Source organism: Gilliamella sp. BG2 (genome assembly GCF_046635645.1).
GTDB lineage: Bacteria > Pseudomonadota > Gammaproteobacteria > Enterobacterales > Orbaceae > Gilliamella > Gilliamella bombi.
In genome coordinates this window covers 121,985-141,487 of record NZ_JBIDFF010000003.1, presented here as the reverse complement: position 1 = coordinate 141,487, position 19,503 = coordinate 121,985, and the positions used below count along the sequence as shown (strand labels likewise).

Genomic DNA, 19,503 nt, shown 5'->3' with positions numbered 1-19,503 from the left:
ATGGGTCTAATAATATATGGTCGATTGTTTTATGGGTATGAGGTTTGCACACCATTAATATGGTGGTGTTGAGTGAAGAGCGTGAAAAGTTATGTACCACTACCCCTTGTAAATGTGCCCAGTCATATTCTTTTATGCGTTTTTTATTAGGATGCAAAAAGGTTAGCGGATTACGTAACACTTTAAAATTAAAAAAATAGCTTTCATTGATATACACTTTACCCGTTTTACGGTTAAAAATAATGGGGCTACCTCGGCGTGTAAAAAGGTTTTGATAGAATTCAGGGATAATAAATATATATAAAGCAACTAAAGAAGCAATTAATATCACGATGAAATTAATCATCAAGAAAGTTTCTTTTCTTAATGCTAATTCTAAAATTAAATTTATAGATAAGTAGATTAATGGTATTGAAAGGACAAAAAGAACAAAAAGCATGGATAAGTAAAATATTTGATCTGATAAAGTTTTACGAATAAAAGCACAGTAGTTATCATTGGCATATAGAAGACGCTGATCCGCCCCCGTTAAATAGTTACCGCCTTTTTCTAAATCGCTTATCCAACCAAAAATTTGGGGTTGATATTGTGATGGCATTGTTCTGTTCCTTATTTTAAATTTTATTGTTTTTAGTCACGATTAATGGCACGTCTTCACGGTTATTGTATTGAATAATAATTTGATATTTTACAATATTAAACACACCTATCGTGCCAGCGATCCATTTATTGATAATGAGCCCATTTTGAACAGGCTTGTCGCTATTGGTTATTGTTTTATCAGTAAGATGATTAGCCGATGTGGTTAAAGTAAATTCGTCTGGCTCGTCAATTTTGCTATAATCGGGTATTGGGAGCCTAGTCAGTATATCGATATTACGATCGTACTTTTCGAAATAGGCTTTTTTATCCGTCCAAATAAGATTTAGGTCACCATAGTTTTTGCTGATGGCTAATAACGCTATTTGTTGCGAGGTGATACGGTATTTTAGATCGATATATTTTTCGGGTAGTGGGTCTGGCTCGCTTTTTAGATTTGGGTAATCATTAATAAATAAGCGAATCATGGCGATTGCAGTTTCATTTTGATTGTATTTGGCAAAATCGGGAATATCCAAATAAAAATAGATATGCCGTTGAAATTGATTTGGGGCATCGGGCATTGGTGTTGATGATGGTGCATGATATAGCGGTTTTAAACGAATAAAGGTTTGAATATTATAGACTATAATCGCATAGTCGTTGAGCGCTAAGCCAAAACCCGCGTGAGTGCTGTATTCATCTTCGTGATAGGCTTGATAGCCTAAATAATCCAATTCTTCTTGCTTACCAAAGCAACAACGGTTTAACCAGTGCTGAATAGCAGTATAGTTATCGTACTTTTTACTAAACATAATCGCAATTGAACCACCAATCATTAAAATAGCCCCCACAATCACAGTTATCCATGAACCTGCTAATGCTACTATAACAGCACCAAAACCTAATGCAATAGAACCACCGACCCTCATTTGAAAATATAAGTTATCCTCCATATTCATCATATCAAACGAGCTTTTTAACTCGCCAATCGCTTCTAATACCGTGATTGCCGCTGTTGCTCCGGCAACGGTTTTAGAAATTATGGAATTGAACCTAAGCTTAGCTTCTATTTTTGTTACATCTTTACCTGCTTTAATCGCTTCAGCCATTTGCATATTGAGTTTGATATTTTTATATTGGCTACTTAGATCGATACCGGTTAGTACCAGTGACACCAGATCTTTAAGCATTTGCCCTTTTAGTTCGGTTTCACCGTTACCTTCTTTCACTTCATCCCATTCTTTAAGCATATCGCTAATGTTTATTAGGGTAAGGGTGCCTAATATACCGCTCACCGCAAGATTGATACCAAAAGTTATTTTTCCCGTTTTGACGTTTTGATTAGCGGTTTGTAAGTCTATCTCATTATAGATACGTTCTAATTCATGTTGCGCTATGTCTATTATGCCTCCTGCTTTTGATATTTTTTCGTTTATTTTAGCTTTAGCTCGCTCTAGGGCTTTATCACTGATTTTGCGTAATTTATCAGTGATTGACGCTTTGCCTTGATTGACTTTTTCTATGTTTTCAAGCAGTGTTTTTTGTTTATGGATTAATTTGAAATAATCTTTATACTTTTGCTCCATAAATTGTTTTAAGCTGTATGGGCTTAATGTGCCATTAGTGCCGTTGATAAAGTCAACAAACAAGGCTTTACTGGCTTTATCAGGAAAGCACAGAGTAAATTTCGCTTTTTGCATTTTGCCCAAGTCTGTTTTAATTGGCTTTTCATCAATATCAAAACTTTCTAAAAAGGCAAGCTCGTGCGGGTGATAGACACCACGATGATAAAAACCGCGATGCATTTGGGTTAATAGATTTTGAATTTTTACGATATTTTCTGGTCTAATCTGCACGTTTATTTCAACCGGTAGTGCCCCTAGTCTGGCAAGTTCATCAAATGCATTAAGCCGCATCCAGTGCGATTTTATCGGTTTAAGTAAGGTGTCTTTAGCCAGTGTTGCCTGTTTTTTGAGTGCCGTGCGGTTAAGTAAACTTTCACTATATTTGGTTGATGCGTGAGTTTGTTGTGTTGAATTAGCAAGGTTTGATAATTCTTTATTTACTGCTTCAAGGCTTTTATTCAATTCCTTATTCTTAGTTTCATAAGCTTTTTTTTCGCGCCTGAGTTTTTCTTGTGCTACGGGATCACTCACTGGAATTTGTTTTTTTTGTTGTTCAAGCTCGTCAATTTTTTGTTTATTTTGTTCAATTTTAGCTTCTAGCTCGGCTTTGTTTTTTTCTAATACACTTTTTTTATCGTTTAGATCTTTATCCCCCTTTTTTTCTGCAATTGTTGTAGAAACTGTACCAATAAACTCCGTTGCTTTTGATAACCAATCCTTTGGTGTTATCAATTCGTTAGTTTTTAAGTCTACATAGACCTTTTCGTCACGATCTATTCCTTTAGAGTTGTTATATTCGGTGATGTAATAGATACTTTCAGGATTACTGAGCAGCTCATCCCATAGGGCACTGTCTTGATCGAGTTTAATTTCGGAATGAGTGGTATCGACTAAAATAGATCCAATTTCTGATGCGTGCGCCAATCGCGTCGTTTCGGTGCTAAAATCAAATTCACGTTGCCAAAAATGATTGGTGTTAACGCTTTTGGGTTTGGTTTTGCTAAATTGCGAGACAATGCCTTGTTTACCAAATAACCAACGCAAATAGGTAAAGTAGTCCTGCGACCACTCTTTATGATAATCAACTACTTCTTTATAGGCTGTTTCTAATTTCCCTTTGAAGGTATCAACTTTACCTTGATCTACACAGCTATCAAAATCATTCAGTACTTTGGTTTTATCTTCGCTCAATTTGCCGATTTTTTGGTGCATTCTCGCAGATGTTGGAATACCATTATAGCCGATGGTGTCATTGCCTGAATTTTTTACTTTTTTTATTTCTTCTTTTACGCGAGCGATTTCACGATCAAACGAAGTTACAATTGAAGTTCGGTACTGCTCCATTAACTGTAAAATTACCCGCTTTTTAAACATTACTGGTTGATAATAATTAAATTGATTTTTCAATACTGGGTTGATCGTCTGGATCATGTTTTTTGCTCGTTGTTCATAGATTTTGGTTGCTTTATCTAAATCGTCAAAACCATCGATTAATTCTTCTGCTAAATTCACTTCATCTGTGGTTAATGGTTTTTCGTTAAACATATGCAGGTGCGATACCCGTTGCGAGTTAAGCTCTTCGGCGATACCGAAGGTGTCTTCTAATACTACACCACAAGATATTGGCCTATTGCCCTGATATAGAAGGTTTGCGTGATTGGCAAATTTTTGCCTTTGGCTTTTTAAACTAGTAAAAGCATGGACTGATTTAAAATTCTCCAGACCTCGCTCTCCAAAACGAAACTCAAGCACTTTGCTTTTATCATTATCATCATGTTCATGACTATAACCAAAAATATCTTTAAACGGTACCGCTCGTTTGCCCGTTGCCTCAGACGGTGAGTCTTTGAGTTTTTGTATATCAATTTTGGTAAAACGCGATAACACTTGGCTATCTTGTTCTTTTAGGTAATCGTCAAGAGTCTTTTTAGGCCAAGGTTGTGAAGAATAAGCCACCCAAGCTTGCGTAAATTCCTTATTATTAAGATTAATAAACGAGGCTGGAATGGTGTGGCAAGCATCTTTACACGCTTTTGATATCGGTCTTGGCTCGGTATTAGTTAGTTCAAGGAAGTTTTTTAATCTTAGTGCGCCGTCAATGCATTCATACACATGAAGTATTCGGCTCTCAATATCATCACCTTGTTGTTGCATTACATAGACATAACCGTTACGCAAAGTGCGAAGTACATAGTCATAATATTTTAATGCTTCATCTGGCATGCGTTGTTTAAAATCTAATGTTTTAGTATAATTCGCCAGTTCTTGATAAGTCTGGTTAACCTGTTTAATTTTATTGAATTTTGTTTTTATCACGGCTTGACGCAGTAAAAAGACTGGTAATCCTGTTCGTTCACAGGCAAGGCAATGACCTGCTGCTTCATCTTTATTTTCTATGGCGGTGTTTGCTGTTTTTTTCATCTTACACTCTTTAATGCTTGTCTTATTCGTTAATAGAAAGTAATTGGCTTTCAAGGTTAATATTGGCGTCAATAATGTGTTTTGACAATGTGCTCGGCTCTTTTTGCGCTTTGGCAATTTGTTCAAGCACGTTAGGATGCTGAGTAAAAGCGGTTTGGTACCTTAAGCCATTTAATCCCCAAAATAAGATATCGGTAGCTTCAGTTAAACCTAATTGATAAGCTTGCTCAACCAGTTGCGTTGATTGCAAAATGACTTGGTTATGGAGTGGTAAATTTTTTTGCTCATCAAATTGCGTTCGATTATTTGCCCATGCCTTAACAAGGGTTCGAATCATTCTCAGTTTTTTTAAGCGCTGACAATACTGAGTGCTCCAACGGTCTGGCGTTTCAAGTTCACTATCGGCCGTGAAACGAATAAACTGCCCAGCATAAATGGACGGATAATAATAGTTTTTAATTTGAGCTAATTGCGATTTTAGCCATGCGGTGTCTTGGTTGGTAGCAACTTCGTGCAAAAATTGCATGCGAAACGGTTCAAAGAAAGGATAATAAGGCTGTTGCAATATTTTAGCGATGTTATTACCTATAGTTATCAGCTGTTTTGCCAATATCGACGGTTTAAGGGGGCTAACAATATAAGCGCAAATATAACGCTTTGACCAAAAACATTCGATTTCGGCCTGTTTACCAATTTCATCAAGGATCGGACTGTCTAAAAATTCATTAGGCTCTGCCAGTTCAATCAGTGTTGGGCATATGCTTGGATCATAATCTAAATCGGTACGTAATACCTGAGTGAGTTTATGTTCACCAAATAGTTTGTCTTCACCAAATTGATTCACTAATGAGTCGTGTGACAATGGGTTTATTGAATTAAGTGCCACTAAATTATCGACTAGTAAATAGCGATATTTGTTAAAGTTATTTTGATTATTTAATTCAGTAATCATTTTTAATCCGTTTCTGCGCAGCGTTTTACATTCAGTTCACTTGAATTTAATCTAATTGTTTTAGATTGGGTTGCCGGTCCCATCTTTTGCAATACATTACATTTAAGATAGATATTATCCTGTGTACCCAGTTCAATGCCTTCACTGCTGATTTTGATATAAGAGCCACCGCAGATGAGCGTTATTTCTTTTGCTGCTGTTATCTGCGTTTTGCCATCGACACTATCCACTTTGATATCTTGTTTGGCGGCCATATTAAGGTTAGCATTTTGGGCCTGCACCTCGATATCGCCTTGGTTGGCAAATAGTTTCATGCCTGATTTTTGCGCAAATAAACCAATCGCTTCAGCCGATGATAGGGTGATATTTTTTAAGGCGTTGATATCGGTTTGGTTTTCACTGGTTAAGGTCAGGCTGTTAGCTGTCGATAGTTGGATGTTTTCAGGGCTAGTTAGGGCGATGCCTTCTTGCGCATAGGCCAGTAAGCCACTTTGGGTTAGCTGAGTTAAGTTGGCTTTAAGTTGGTCTTGGCTGTCGGTATCGGCGCTGTGTGCCTCGGACTGGGTGGCGGCATTTTGTAGCGCTTTGGCAATGGAGAGGGCATTTTCAAGTTGGGTGATTGCCGCTTGCATATCGAGCTGTTGGCCTTGCGCTTTGGGCTGGGTTTGGGTGGTTAAATATAAGCCTCTATTGGCGGCAATCGCACCCCATTCGTCGGTGCGCAGTTCAAAACCTTCACCGCGGGGTTGTTTTTTTTCGTTAACTAAGTGACCGATATTAAGTTGAGTTTTGCCGTATTCGGTAGCCAGTTTGATATGCTCTTGCCCACGTTTATCATCCATGCGCAGTTTGTTGTTGGCGGGGGTGCGAATGACATTGCGGTGTTTGTTAATGGTGGTAACAAGGTCGGGGTGAGCACTGTCATGCATTGCATGAGCGATATACGGCCTATCGGGGTTGCCCTGCATAAAGGCGATGGCCACTTCAGTGCCATCAATTAACGGGAAGTGAAAACCATAGGTGTTGCCTGAATAAGGTTTAGCTAAGCGTACCCACAAGCTTTCCGTGCCACTTTTCCATTGTTTCAGGTCGACATTAAATTTAACCCGATAGCGCCCTTGCGGGTCGATATAGCCATAGGTGTCATGGTTGGGACTGGTGACACGGGCAGGTAATGTGCCACTGACTTGTGGCCAGCGGATGGGCGCAGGGCGATAGGGTTTTAAGGCTTGATAAGGAATGGCGGTAAAGGTGAGTTCATAGGCATCAGTGCGATTACCTTGCCCCTGTACACTTAAAATAATCACCCCGTCATTGATATCTGTTAGCGGACTGCCGTTGATGTTAATCCATTGACCGGGAGCAAGGTTATAGTGGTTACTCTTGCCTTTGAGGATAATTTTCTGGCTAATAGCCTGTTCATGGCGAATACGCGCATACCATTGGCCGCTTTCAATCTGATTATCGTCATGCCTGTTATTCTCATTAGGATTATTGCCGTTATCAGGATTATCATGATTAATATTGTTATCATCATCGTTATTATCGCCACTATTTTGCGGGTTTTCTTGGCCGTTGCTATCTAAGCCTTTATAGTGCTCGGCATAACGGTAGTCAGTGCCATAGGTGGTAAGGTCTTTGGGTTGGGTGTTTATTTCGCCCTGTAAATCGGCTAGAGCATCACGGTAGTTATAGTCTTGTACCTTGACTGAGGAGACCACCACTTCACTATGCAGGCTGATATCCCACACACTTTCAACGCCCGTATCTGCCATGCCACTGGGCAGTTTATAGTCGATATCAGCCACCTGCGCATAGCCTTGCTCATAATCACTTAACACCATTACATCACAGTGGTGCTCAGCGTGCGTTTCAAAGCGAAACCAGATACCGACATCCGCCAATAAGCGTTGAATAAATTCAAGGTCACTTTCTTGCCACTGCGTGATAAACTCCCGCTCAGGGTAGCTATCTTTTAGCTCTAGACGGTAATCAATGCCCGTTAAACCATGACTGCGTAGTACTTCTTCAACCACACTGACCACGCTTTGATTTTGAAATATCGCATTATGTTTCCCCATAGCCAACCGTGCTAAGCACGAAGATAACACCACTTGATAATGGGCTTCATCTTTATTGACCGATAACTGACTAAACTCAGTAATCACCCCATGCAAGGTGCGTTTATTACTCAACGTGGGCAAGTCACTTAATGAGCGGATAGCGGAAGTTAATGGTTTATTGATAACAGGATTAAAGGAGAAGGTCGATTTTTGATTAAGAAAGGAATCAGGCGATAAGGTTTTATCAGTACTGGTAAAAGTAATCACATAACGCCAAGGCTGGTTTAACGACTCATCACCCTCAACATGTAAAACCGAAATCGCCGCGCCCAGCCCGTCAACCGTTAAGGTATAGCGATTATGGCTAACCCCACTCAAACCCGCCATTAAATCGCCAAAACCTTCACCGAGTTGCTCCAGAAGACGATTAAGTTCGTTTGACATTTTTCCTCCTTATTATTCCTAAAATTCATACCCTCTATTTTTGATTATGTTATTGGTTTATCGCGATATCATTGTTTTTATGTTGACTATTTTCAGCCTAAACGATAATTCAAACAGAGTATAAACTATTCTAACGTAAAATTTAACCTTTTTAATCAATGTCTTTGTTTAATATTAATAATTTTAGTTAGTTAAACCAGTATGTGATAGTGGCTTAACCTTTTTATTGAATAAATGATTTAAGCAACGTTATGCTTTATCGATGAAAATTTTTAACTTATTAAATTTAAAATAATTTTATGCTGAAACGGTATAGAATCCTGAATTATTTTTGCAAAAAATATAATCTAAAATATAGGTTTTGTTATTGCCTTTAGCTTGCAGTCTTAATTTATCTTCAATGGATTTTACAATTTTGACCAAACGTTTAATACCATAACAGATGATTATTTTTTCTTTATGATATCAGCGATATATTGCTTGTCTGTAATAAGGCGTTAGTTTTGTTGTTCATGTATATCTATTACAGTCGTTTCTCAAATTACTGTAAACAATGTTAGGAATTCCTACACCTCATTTTGTTAAAAAGTTTCAGGAAAGACTACGTTTTAGTATAGTTTATTAAGTAATCAATGCTATTTAATAAAATTGTGAAATAACTCAAATTTTTTAAGTGGGATTAGGTTAAAATAAAACCAATGATATTTTAATTTTAAAATTTCCTAGGAGAAAAAATGAAAGCAGCAGTTATTAAGCAAGAGTGCGATGGTCAAGTCGAAATCAAAGATATTCCTATTCGTCCTTTAGAAGCAGGGGAGGCCTTAGTTGATGTTGAGTATTGTGGTCTTTGTCATACTGATCTTCATGTTGCAGCTGGCGATTTTGGTAAAAAACCAGGTCGTGTTATTGGACATGAAGGTGTAGGAATTGTGACTAAAGTTGCCCCAGATGTAAAAAGCTTAAAAGTTGGTGATCGGGTTAGTATTGCCTGGTTCCATGCTGGTTGTGGTACTTGTGAATATTGTATCTCTGGGCAAGAAACGTTTTGTCGTAATGCATTAAACTCTGGATATACTGTTGATGGAGGTATGGCAGAGCAGTGCATTGTTAAAGCTGATTATGCGGTTAAAGTACCAGAAGGGCTCGATCCTGCACAAGCAACAAGTGTAACTTGTGCTGGTGTGACTACCTATAAAGGTATTAAAGTGGCTGCTACTAAACCAGGACAATGGCTTGCAGTATTTGGGATTGGTGGTTTGGGAACACTTGCTGTTGAATATGGTAAAAAAGTGTTTAATAATAAAGTGGTTGCTATTAGTAACAGCGATAGCCAATTAGAATTATGTAAAACACTAGGTGCTGATTTGGTCGTTAATCCTAAAAAAGTTGAGGATGTGGGCGTTTATATTAAAGAACACACTGGAGGAGGAGTGCACGGTGCTGTTGTAACTTCTGTGACTAAAACAGCATTCAATCAGGCCATCAATTCTGTGCGACCTTTAGGGCGTGTGGTCGCCTTAGGTTTGCCTTCAGAAAATATGGATTTAAGTATTCCTAAAACCGTGTTAGATGGTATTCAAGTTTTAGGTTCATTGGTTGGAACTCGTGAAGATTTAGCAGAAGCATTTCAGTTTAGTGCAGAAGGAAAGGTCGTACCGATAGTTGAAAAAAGACCTTTGGAAGATATCAATGATATGATCGACGAAATGAAAGCAGGTAAAATTCGAGGTCGTATGGTTGTTGATATGAAAATGCAGAAGTCTAAATAAATTAACCTTATTTGTAATTCAAAAAGCTGGCTATATGCTGGCTTTTTTATAAATCAAAAAATTATTTATTTGATTTATCTAAGTTTTTATGTAGATAATGTTAATCTTTTCTTGTGTTTTATAAATAAATCCCTATCATAATCAGATTTTGCTAATTAATTTTATATGTTTCAAGAGGAACTTCATGGCAGATCATAATTTAGAGAATAACTTGCGCAAGGATCTTGGTTTAGTTTCTGCATTATCACTAGTCGTTGGAATGGTTTTAGGTGCAGGAGCTTTTATGAAACCTCCTGCTGTGTTAGAAGTTGCTGGTGATTATAATTTTGCGTTGCTAGCTTGGGTAATAGGTGGTGTATTTTCTATTTGTGGTGGTTTAACTCTTTGTGAACTAGGAGTCATGTTTCCTCGAACTGGTGGAATGTTAGTATATTTAGAAAAAATCTATGGTGCGAAAGTTTCTCACCTTTATGGTTGGATGATAACTGTCTTATTTGCGCCTTCACTTATTGGAGCACTAGTCGGATATTTTAGCTCAGTATTTTGCTTATTATTTCATATCAATGATGCTTATCGAATGGCTGTGAGTGCTGGCGTTTTAGTGTTTATTGCAACAATCAATGCAGTAGGTGTTAAAAAAGCAGGTTATTTGCAAACTATTGCCACTATATGCAAACTTATTCCAATACTATTATTAGCTATATTTGGATTATGGAAAGGTAGTGGACAAATGGTATTGTTCAGTGCTAGTGGGCAAGGGATTGAAAGCTATGCGCCTTTCGCTGTCGCTATTTTAGCTACGTTATTTGCGTATGACGGTTGGGCGCAGGTCGCATCGGTAGCTGGTGAAATTCGTAATCCGTCGAAAGTTTTACCCCGAGCCATAATTTTAGGCATAATCTTCCTTGTTATAGTTTATGCCTGTATTAATATTGCATTATTCAAAATTTTTCCTGTTAAAGAAATGGTATCACTAGGACATGATACTTCAGCGGTTGCTTCACAGCGGATGTTTGGGCATTTTGGTGGTAATTTAGTTGCAGTTGGTATTATGATTTCCATCTTAGGCGGCATTAATGGCTATATTATGACGCTATCTCGCACAATTTTTAGTATGGGAGAACGAGGGACTATCATTGGTGCACGTTATTTAAGTACTATTGATGAAGAAAGTCGCTCACCAATTAATGCGATTATCGTTTTAGTTATTTTTTCTTTCCTTTATTCAGTGTTACTCGATGCTGATCGTCTATCTGAAATATCGATGTTTTCCATATGGGTATTTTATTTATTAACTTTCATTGGTGTAATAATTGCTCGAAGAAAATACCCGAATGTGACTAGAATTTATAAAGTAATTGGTTATCCGATTATTCCTATCATCGCTATGTTAGGTGCAATATATGTTATTTACGGAATGTTAATTTATCAAACCGTAAATGGTATAGCTTCAATAGTGGTCACCTTAATTGGTTTGCCTGTGTATTACTATTATCATATAAGAAATAAAAATAAAGCGCTATCACTTGGTGAAATGAAAAAATATGATACTAGCACTAAATATATGATCGTTACGGTTTCAATAAGTATCATTTTGGGATTAATTGTTTATGGTTATATCGTTAGTGGCAAATGATAAGAATAGGGAGTGTTGATCTTTCGTGATTATTTTTTATACGGCATGATGTGAGTTATAATAACTCTGCCAAAAACAACCATAACTCGATTCATCATGCCAAGAACAATGCTAACAGATAAACGGTGGGAAAAGCTACTACAAATAATGAAAAATACCGGCCGAGTTTATAATAAATCCGAGCATCGGATGACGTTTGAAGGGAGCCTTTTCCGAATGAGAACTGGTATTCCTTGGCGAGATTTACCAGAAGAGTTTGGTGGATGGAGCACCGTCTATAGGCGATTTAATTTGTGGTCTAAAAAAGGAATATTAGTTGATATTTTCAAACATTTATCACAACTAGCGGATTTTGAATGGGTGTTCCTAGATGGCTCGATTATCAGGGCTCATCAACATAGTACAGGCGCTGCAACGGAGTATTCCGAGCAAATAGGTCAGAGCTGTGGTGGTAATTCAACTAAAATTCATCTTGCGGTTGATAGTGGTGGTTTGCCTATTTGTTTTGAGCTTTCTGAAGGACAACAACATGATATCACTTATGCAGAAAACCTAGTTGAAAGGCTCGATGAAGTCAATACAGTGATAGCCGATAAAGGTTATGACAGCGAGCCTTTTCGGTGCTTTGTTCGTCAAAAAGGCGGACGAACGGTGATTGCTAAACGTAATTATGGTAAGGATATAGATAAAAGCAGTATGGATAGGTGCCTTTATCGCTATCGTCATTTAGTCGAGAATGCCTTTGCTAGAATCAAGCAATATCGTTCAATATCAACTAGATACGATAAGTTAGAAAGGAATTATGCCAGTATGGTATCACTGGCATTTATGTTAATGTGGCTGCCAATGTATTGTTGAGTAATTTATGTACAGCAAAGATCAACAGCCCCTAGTAAGAATGAACGTTATAAAACTATTTTTTATGGAATTAAACGTTTGGTTAAAGTTGAAAAAATATTTACAAAAACCACCAACCTTCAAACCGAATGGAAAAGCCGAAAAGAGTGATACTAATTTTGAATTAATATGTAGCGTAATCAACAAATATTTAGTGATGCAAAAGATAGAAAATAAAAGCTCAAATGCTTTATTAATTTTTATAATACCTTTAAACCCCATAAAGTGATTTTAGGGAAAAACGCCTTATGAGTTTTAAAGGATTATTTTAATCATGAAATGTAAATAGCCTTTTTACATACTATGAATTTTTTTCATTTATAGCCTGTGTTGATGGTTCAGTGTGGCAAGCGTTATTAACTTGAATTGAAATATTATTTGGTGACAGATTATATTTACTTTTGTAGATACAGTTAGCATAGTCAACCATACCGCTAGTTAGAAATAGGTCTAAAAACCATCCAATACCTAATAAACCAGCAGTAAAAAACCAAATGAAGCCTGTAATCCATTTTCCACAGTACATGCGATGGGCTCCCCACATTCCAAGAAAGAACCATAATAAATATGCGACACCTTTACTTTTCATACTATCTCCATTTTATAATTAACTTATGTTTTTATTAATAATTAATGCTTTTTATAAATATTATTCATACCTGATGCAGTAGATAATTGATGTAACGTTAATTTTTAGTGTAACGATAATAGTAAAATCGCTAATTTTACTGTTTTCTTATTTATTCTGCAAATAGAAGAAGCATATAATATTACAAGAAGTTAACTCGATTTTGTTGAAATGAATGCTAATGAGTAATAAGTATCTGTTAGATTAAATCTGAGCGACTAAAATTAAAAATAAAAACTCGAATCATTAAAAACCCGCTGTTTTAAAGCGGGTTTGTTTTTTATTTAAAGTAATTTTGATTGAGAGCAAGATAGTCGCTAAATCTCTAAGTAATCTAAGATACCTTCAGCCGCTTTGCGACCTTCGCTAATGGCAGTGACAACTAGATCAGAACCACGAACAGCATCGCCACCAGCAAAGATTTTTGGATTGGTGGTTTGGTAGCTGTTAGCTTCGGGTGCGATGATTTTGCCTTGTGGGTCAAATTCGACACCATGCTGAGCAAGCCAAGGCATGGCATGTGGTTTGAATCCAAAAGCCATAATTACTGCATCGGCAGGAAGAATAAATTCAGAACCTTCGATAATTACTGGCGAGCGTCGTCCTTTTGCATCTGGCTCGCCGAGTTCTGTCCTTACCATTTTTATGCCTGTTACTTGTCCTGTACTGTTAATTTCAATGCTGAGAGGTTGTACGTTAAATTGGAACTGTGCGCCTTCTTCTTTGGCGTTTTTGACTTCTCGTTTTGAGCCCGGCATGTTGGCTTCATCTCGGCGATAAGCACAAGTAACTTCAGTTGCACCTTGACGAATAGATGTTCGTACACAGTCCATTGCAGTATCACCACCACCTAATACCACAACACGTTTGTTTTTCATGTCAATGTATGGGGTATCTTGGGTTTGCGCATGTTTCATTATGTGTTTAGTGTTGGCAATTAAAAATGGTAAGGCATCATAAACGCCGTTGGCGTCTTCGTTTTGAAGACCCGCTCGCATTGATTGATAAGTTCCAGCACCCACAAAAACCGCATCAAATTCGTTGATTAAGTCGGTTAATTGTACCGTTTTACCGACCTCAGTATTTAGACGGAACTCAATGCCCATTTCAGTAAAAATATGTCTTCGGTTGATTAATACTTCTTTATCAAGTTTAAACGCTGGGATGCCAAAGGTGAGTAGTCCACCAATTTCAGGGTGACGGTCAAACACTACTGGCGTTACGCCATTGCGGACTAAGACATCGGCACAAGCAAGGCCAGCAGGACCAGCACCAATAACTGCAACTTTCAATCCTGTTTTTTCGACGTTTGATAAATTAGGTTTCCAACCCATTCTAAAGGCTTCATCAGTAATATAACGCTCTATATTACCTATGGTAACTGCGCCAAATTCAGCATTTAAAGTACAAGAGCCTTCGCAAAGGCGATCTTGTGGGCAAACTCGGCCACAAACTTCAGGCAGGCTGTTGGTTTGATGTGAGAGTTCAACCGCTTCTAATATTTTGCCTTCATTAACCAGTTTTAACCAATTGGGTATATAGTTATGCACAGGGCATTTCCATTCACAATATGGGTTGCCACAAGCAAGGCAACGATCAGCCTGCGCTTGTGATTGTGGAGCAGAAAATCCTTCATAAATTTCAACAAATTCAATTTTGCGAATGTTTAACGATTTTTTAGGCGGATCAACACGTTGTAAATCGATAAATTGATAAACATTTTGACTCATTTTCGTGTTCTCCTTACTGTGCTTGAATACGTAATTCTGCTGATGAGCGACTGCGGTGCCCAAGTAGCGCTGTTACATCACTCGATTTAGGTTTGACTAATACAAATTGTTTTGAATAATCATCCCAATTAGCCAAAATTTCTTCCGCGCGTGATGAATGGGTAAGTTGAGCGTGCTCCATTATTAAACCACGTAAATGTTCTTCGTGAATTGAGTAATCAGCAACATTCAATAGTTCCACTAACTCTTTATTTATGCGTTTATGGAAATCACTATCTTCATCTAAAATATAAGCAAAACCACCTGTCATACCTGCACCAAAGTTAACTCCTGTTTTACCTAATACGCAGACAATACCGCCTGTCATATATTCACAGCCATTGTCTCCAATGCCTTCAACAACACTAATTGCACCAGAATTACGTACCGCAAATCGTTCTCCAGCACGTCCAGCGGCAAAGAGTTTTCCTCCAGTTGCACCATATAAGCAGGTATTACCGGCAATGGTTGCTTCATGGCTTAAAAATGCTGAGCCTTGCGGTGGTCGAATCACAATACGACCGCCAGCCATGCCTTTACCAACATAATCATTGGCATCGCCTGTGAGTGTTAAGTCCACACCTCCAGCGTTCCAAACACCAAAACTTTGACCCGCAGTGCCGTTAAAGTTAAGCGAAATAGGATCAGCAACAAGACCTTGGTCACCATATTTTTTGGCAATATAGCCAGATAAACTAGTACCCACAGAGCGATCAGTATTTTGTATATCAAAATAGAGGCTTTGGCTTTGGCGATTATCAACAAATTGTTGTGCTTGTGTGATGATCTCTTTATTTAGCACACCTTTATCAAATGGTTTATTGTCTTCAATACAATAAACTGGTTTGCCATCAATAGGTTTTGCTGTTTCGAGCAGTCCTGATAGGTCAAGTTTTTGTTGTTTTGCTGTGATGCCATCAAGTTCTAATAACAGATCGGTGCGTCCTATCAAATCGACGATACGACTGACACCTAGCTCGGCCATAATTTCTCGCGTGTTACGCGCAATAAAGCGGAAATAGTTTATCGCTTTTTCTGGCAGGCCATGATAATGTTCGCTACGCAGTTTTTCGTCTTGCGTTGCAACACCCGTTGCACAGTTATTAAGGTGGCAAATACGCAGATATTTACAACCTAAGGCAACCATTGGTCCTGTTCCAAATCCAAAACTCTCAGCACCTAAAATAGCTGCTTTGACAATATCAGTGCCCGTTTTTAAACCACCGTCTACTTGTAAACGTATTTTGTGACGTAACCCATTGGCGACTAATGATTGCTGAGTTTCAACCAACCCTAATTCCCATGGAGAACCAGCATATTTGACTGAAGTTAATGGGCTGGCGCCTGTTCCACCATCATAGCCTGAAATGGTAATTAAGTCGGCATAGGCTTTAGCAACTCCAGTTGCGATTGTGCCAACGCCTGGCTCTGATACTAATTTAACCGAAATCATGGCATTAGGGTTAATCTGTTTTAGGTCAAATATTAATTGTGCCAAATCCTCAATCGAGTAAATGTCGTGATGAGGTGGTGGTGAAATAAGTGTGACACCCGGTACAGAAAAACGCAATTTAGCAATATATGGTGTGACTTTGTCGCCAGGTAACTGACCACCTTCCCCCGGTTTTGCTCCTTGTGCTACTTTGATTTGAATAACATCGGCACTCATTAAGTAACTTGGTGTTACACCAAAACGACCTGATGCAACTTGTTTTATGCGTGATACTTTTATGGTGTTGTAGCGAGCTGGATCTTCACCACCTTCGCCTGAATTTGAAAAACCACCGAGCGTGTTCATTGCTTCGGCAAGGGATTCATGTGCTTCAGGGCTTAGCGCACCAATTGACATGGCTGCCGAGTCAAAGCGTTTGAACAGTGATTCTTCTGGTTCGACTTGATCAAGTGGAATAGCTGCGTTTTCAGATGGATTGAGCTTTAATAAATCACGCAAGGTGGCAATAGGGCGGTTGTTGACGATATCGGCATAGCGTTTGTAATCTTCATAATTGCCATTATTGACCGCTTTTTGTAGTGACTGTACTACATCAGGATTATAAGCATGATATTCACCACCATGAACATATTTAAGTAACCCACCTTGTTCTAATGGTTTTCTTTTCAGCCATGCACTTTTTGATAAGTTAAATTGGTCTTGCGCAAAATCATCAAAATTGGCACCATTAATACGGTTAGTAACTCCTTGGAAACAAAGTTCAACGACCTCTTTATTTAAGCCAACTGCCTCAAATAGTTTTGAACAGCGGTAAGAGGCGACGGTTGAAATGCCCATTTTTGACATAATTTTATATAAACCTTTGTTAATTCCATTACGATAATTAAGAATGGCTTCACGGTAAGATTTGTTTATTGTGCTATTATCGACCATTTGGCCTAAGATTTCGTAGGCTAAATAAGGGTAAATTGCGGTTGCACCAAAACCAAGAAGTACCGCAAATTGATGTGGATCACGGCAGCTTGCGGTTTCGACAATGATATTAGCATCGCAACGTAAGTTTTTTTCAACTAAGCGTTGCTGAACAGCTCCAACTGCCATAGGCGCAGGAATTGGTAAGCGATCAGGCGCTATATTTTTATCTGATAAAATCAATAATACCGTGCCATTGCGAACTTTTGCTTCAGCATCACCACATAATTGTTCAATGGCATCGCGCAGGCTACCATCGATTTCATAAGTGATATCTAAGGCTTCTGATTTGTAATAACGTGATTCTAATGCTGTTAATTGTTTAAAATCTGAATAAACCAAAACAGGAGATTTGAACGCAACACGATGCGCCTGACCTTCTGCTTCGGCAAACACGTTCATTTCACGACCAATACTAGTTGAAAGTGACATAACGTGTGATTCGCGTAGTGGGTCGATAGGCGGATTTGTTACCTGAGCAAATTTTTGACGAAAATAATCATAAATTGAGCGAGGCCTTGTTGATAGTACCGCAAATGGTGTGTCATCGCCCATTGAGCCGGTGGCTTCTTGACCGTTTTCACCTAGCACTCGAATACATTGGTCGAGCTCTTCAGCACTATAACCAAATTGTTTTTGATAAGTTGCTAGCAAGATATCGTCATAATATCGAGAGCCAATATTATCATCAGGTAGGTTTTCAAAAGGGATCAGTCTTTTAACATTTTTTTCCATCCATTCTTTATATGGATGACGTTTTTGTAAATCGTTGTCTGTTTCAGACGATTGTAAAATGCGACCTTCTTCAGTGTCTATAACTAGCAATTCACCTGGACCAACGCGTCCTTTAGTGACGACTTCGTCAGGTTGATAATCCCAAATACCGATTTCGGATGCACAGGTAATGAGTTTGTCTGTCGTTATTACATAACGTGCAGGACGTAATCCGTTACGGTCTAAGTTACATGCGGCATAACGACCATCAGACATTACAATACCGGCAGGACCATCCCAAGGCTCCATATGCATTGAGTTGAAGTCGAAAAAAGCACGCAGATCTTCGTTCATGTCAGGATTATTTTGCCATGCAGGTGGAACCAATAAGCGCATGGCTCGTACAATATCCATTCCTCCTACAAGAAATAGCTCAAGCATGTTATCTAATGAACTTGAATCAGAACCTGTGACATTAACAAAAGGTGCCGCATCTTGTAAGTCCGGGATGAGTGGCGTTTTAAATTTATAGGAACGTGCTTGTGCCCATTGTCTATTACCTTCAATAGTGTTGATTTCACCATTATGAGCTAAATGCCGAAAAGGTTGTGCTAATGGCCAACGCGGAACAGTATTGGTTGAAAAACGTTGATGAAATAAACAAATTGCTGTTTCCATTCGGATGTCAGCCAAATCTAGATAGAATCGAGGTAAATCTTTAGGCATACATAAGCCTTTATAGATATTGACCTGATTTGAGAAGCTACAAACGTAAAATGTATCGTCTTGTACCCGTTTTTCAATTCGACGGCGCACCATGTATAGGCGGCGTTCTAAATCAATTTTTGTCCATCCGGCGGGTGCATTAACAAAGACTTGTTCAATTTTAGGCAATGATGATAGGGCAATTTCACCAAGCACACTTTTATCAATTGGTACTTCACGCCAACCTAGAATGGATAAGGTTTCATTGGCTAATTCTTCTTCGACAATATCACGGCTAATTTGAGCTTCTTTTTCATCTTGGCTCAAAAACAACATACCAACGGCATAATTACTTGCTAAACGCCAGCCCGCATCTTGTGCCACTAATCTAAAAAATCGATCGGGTTTTTGTAATAAAAGTCCACAGCCATCGCCAGTTTTACCGTCTGATAAAATGGCACCACGGTGTTGCATTCTGGCAAGTCCGTGAATTGCAGTACGCACCACTTTATGACTTGGTTGTCCTTCAATGTGAGCAATTAAACCAAATCCACAGTTATCTTTTTCATGATGCTGGTTATATAACATATCATTGCCTCTAATTCATCGTTTTATAATTTAAGAAGGAATAGGCTTTAATTCCATATTGCGTGTGAAGTTAATCAAAAATTAGTTTTTGGTCAAATAAATATTATTTATAAGTCAATCTTCCAAATATAGCGTTATTAATAAAGCTAATGGCGGTTTGTATTACGTTTATATCTAGTTGAATTTGATGCAAAATGAATAATTGTCTAAAATATTAGCAATTAATTATATATTAACTATAATTAGCTTAAATAATAATAGTTAGTTAGGAGTAGGAAAATCACT

Annotated in this window: 10 protein-coding genes; 3 read left to right on the top strand and 7 right to left on the bottom strand. The window is 38.1% G+C overall.

Annotated elements, in window-relative coordinates:
* The 4 genes from ACGH6Q_RS02530 to ACGH6Q_RS02515 all read right to left on the bottom strand — a co-directional run.
* Positions 1–598, bottom strand: a 598-nt coding sequence (locus ACGH6Q_RS02530) for a DUF6708 domain-containing protein (protein WP_411591723.1), incomplete at its 3' end; no start/stop codon positions are given.
* A gap of 16 nt (positions 599–614) precedes the next feature.
* On the bottom strand, positions 615–4,628 hold the full coding sequence (locus ACGH6Q_RS02525; protein ID WP_411591722.1) for a toxin VasX: 4,014 nt from the start codon (positions 4,626–4,628) through the stop codon (positions 615–617).
* A 22-nt stretch (positions 4,629–4,650) separates the two neighbouring features.
* Positions 4,651–5,580, bottom strand: a complete 930-nt coding sequence (locus ACGH6Q_RS02520) for a hypothetical protein (protein ID WP_411591720.1) — start codon at positions 5,578–5,580, stop codon at positions 4,651–4,653.
* Between the two features lie 2 nt (positions 5,581–5,582).
* Positions 5,583–8,087, bottom strand: coding sequence for a type VI secretion system Vgr family protein (locus ACGH6Q_RS02515; RefSeq protein ID WP_411591718.1), 2,505 nt, complete (start codon positions 8,085–8,087; stop codon positions 5,583–5,585).
* A gap of 734 nt (positions 8,088–8,821) precedes the next feature.
* Between ACGH6Q_RS02515 and adhP the strand changes: the two genes are divergently transcribed.
* From adhP to ACGH6Q_RS02500, 3 genes are all read left to right on the top strand, one after another.
* Positions 8,822–9,856 carry an alcohol dehydrogenase AdhP gene (gene adhP / locus ACGH6Q_RS02510; protein WP_411591717.1) on the top strand — a complete coding sequence of 345 codons (1,035 nt, stop codon included), beginning with the start codon at positions 8,822–8,824 and terminating at the stop codon, positions 9,854–9,856.
* Positions 9,857–10,040: 184 nt separating this feature from the next.
* Positions 10,041–11,492, top strand: coding sequence for an APC family permease (locus ACGH6Q_RS02505; RefSeq protein ID WP_411591715.1), 1,452 nt, complete (start codon positions 10,041–10,043; stop codon positions 11,490–11,492).
* A gap of 96 nt (positions 11,493–11,588) precedes the next feature.
* Positions 11,589–12,350 carry an IS5 family transposase gene (locus ACGH6Q_RS02500; protein ID WP_411591714.1) on the top strand — a complete coding sequence of 254 codons (762 nt, stop codon included), beginning with the start codon at positions 11,589–11,591 and terminating at the stop codon, positions 12,348–12,350.
* A 340-nt stretch (positions 12,351–12,690) separates the two neighbouring features.
* Here the strand turns inward: ACGH6Q_RS02500 and ACGH6Q_RS02495 are convergent, their stop codons facing one another.
* The 3 genes from ACGH6Q_RS02495 to gltB all read right to left on the bottom strand — a co-directional run bounded on the left by ACGH6Q_RS02495 (position 12,691) and on the right by gltB (position 19,218).
* Positions 12,691–12,978 (bottom strand): NINE protein, encoded by a 288-nt coding sequence (locus ACGH6Q_RS02495; RefSeq protein WP_174798987.1) that lies wholly within the window; start codon positions 12,976–12,978, stop codon positions 12,691–12,693.
* Positions 12,979–13,334: 356 nt separating this feature from the next.
* Positions 13,335–14,747, bottom strand: a complete 1,413-nt coding sequence (locus ACGH6Q_RS02490) for an FAD-dependent oxidoreductase (protein WP_065589372.1) — start codon at positions 14,745–14,747, stop codon at positions 13,335–13,337.
* A gap of 13 nt (positions 14,748–14,760) precedes the next feature.
* Positions 14,761–19,218, bottom strand: coding sequence for a glutamate synthase large subunit (gltB, locus tag ACGH6Q_RS02485; RefSeq protein ID WP_411591713.1), 4,458 nt, complete (start codon positions 19,216–19,218; stop codon positions 14,761–14,763).
* Positions 19,219–19,503: the final 285 nt, after the last annotated feature.

Excerpts from the sequence above, each read along its gene's own strand:
- ACGH6Q_RS02525 (WP_411591722.1), bottom strand. The coding sequence starts at position 4,628 with ATGAAAAAAACAGCAAACACCGCCATAGAAAATAAAGATGAAGCAGCA.
- ACGH6Q_RS02520 (WP_411591720.1), bottom strand. The coding sequence starts at position 5,580 with ATGATTACTGAATTAAATAATCAAAATAACTTTAACAAATATCGCTAT.
- ACGH6Q_RS02515 (WP_411591718.1), bottom strand. The coding sequence starts at position 8,087 with ATGTCAAACGAACTTAATCGTCTTCTGGAGCAACTCGGTGAAGGTTTT.
- adhP (WP_411591717.1), top strand. The coding sequence starts at position 8,822 with ATGAAAGCAGCAGTTATTAAGCAAGAGTGCGATGGTCAAGTCGAAATC.
- ACGH6Q_RS02505 (WP_411591715.1), top strand. The coding sequence starts at position 10,041 with ATGGCAGATCATAATTTAGAGAATAACTTGCGCAAGGATCTTGGTTTA.
- ACGH6Q_RS02500 (WP_411591714.1), top strand. The coding sequence starts at position 11,589 with ATGCCAAGAACAATGCTAACAGATAAACGGTGGGAAAAGCTACTACAA.
- ACGH6Q_RS02495 (WP_174798987.1), bottom strand. The coding sequence starts at position 12,978 with ATGAAAAGTAAAGGTGTCGCATATTTATTATGGTTCTTTCTTGGAATG.
- ACGH6Q_RS02490 (WP_065589372.1), bottom strand. The coding sequence starts at position 14,747 with ATGAGTCAAAATGTTTATCAATTTATCGATTTACAACGTGTTGATCCG.
- gltB (WP_411591713.1), bottom strand. The coding sequence starts at position 19,218 with ATGTTATATAACCAGCATCATGAAAAAGATAACTGTGGATTTGGTTTA.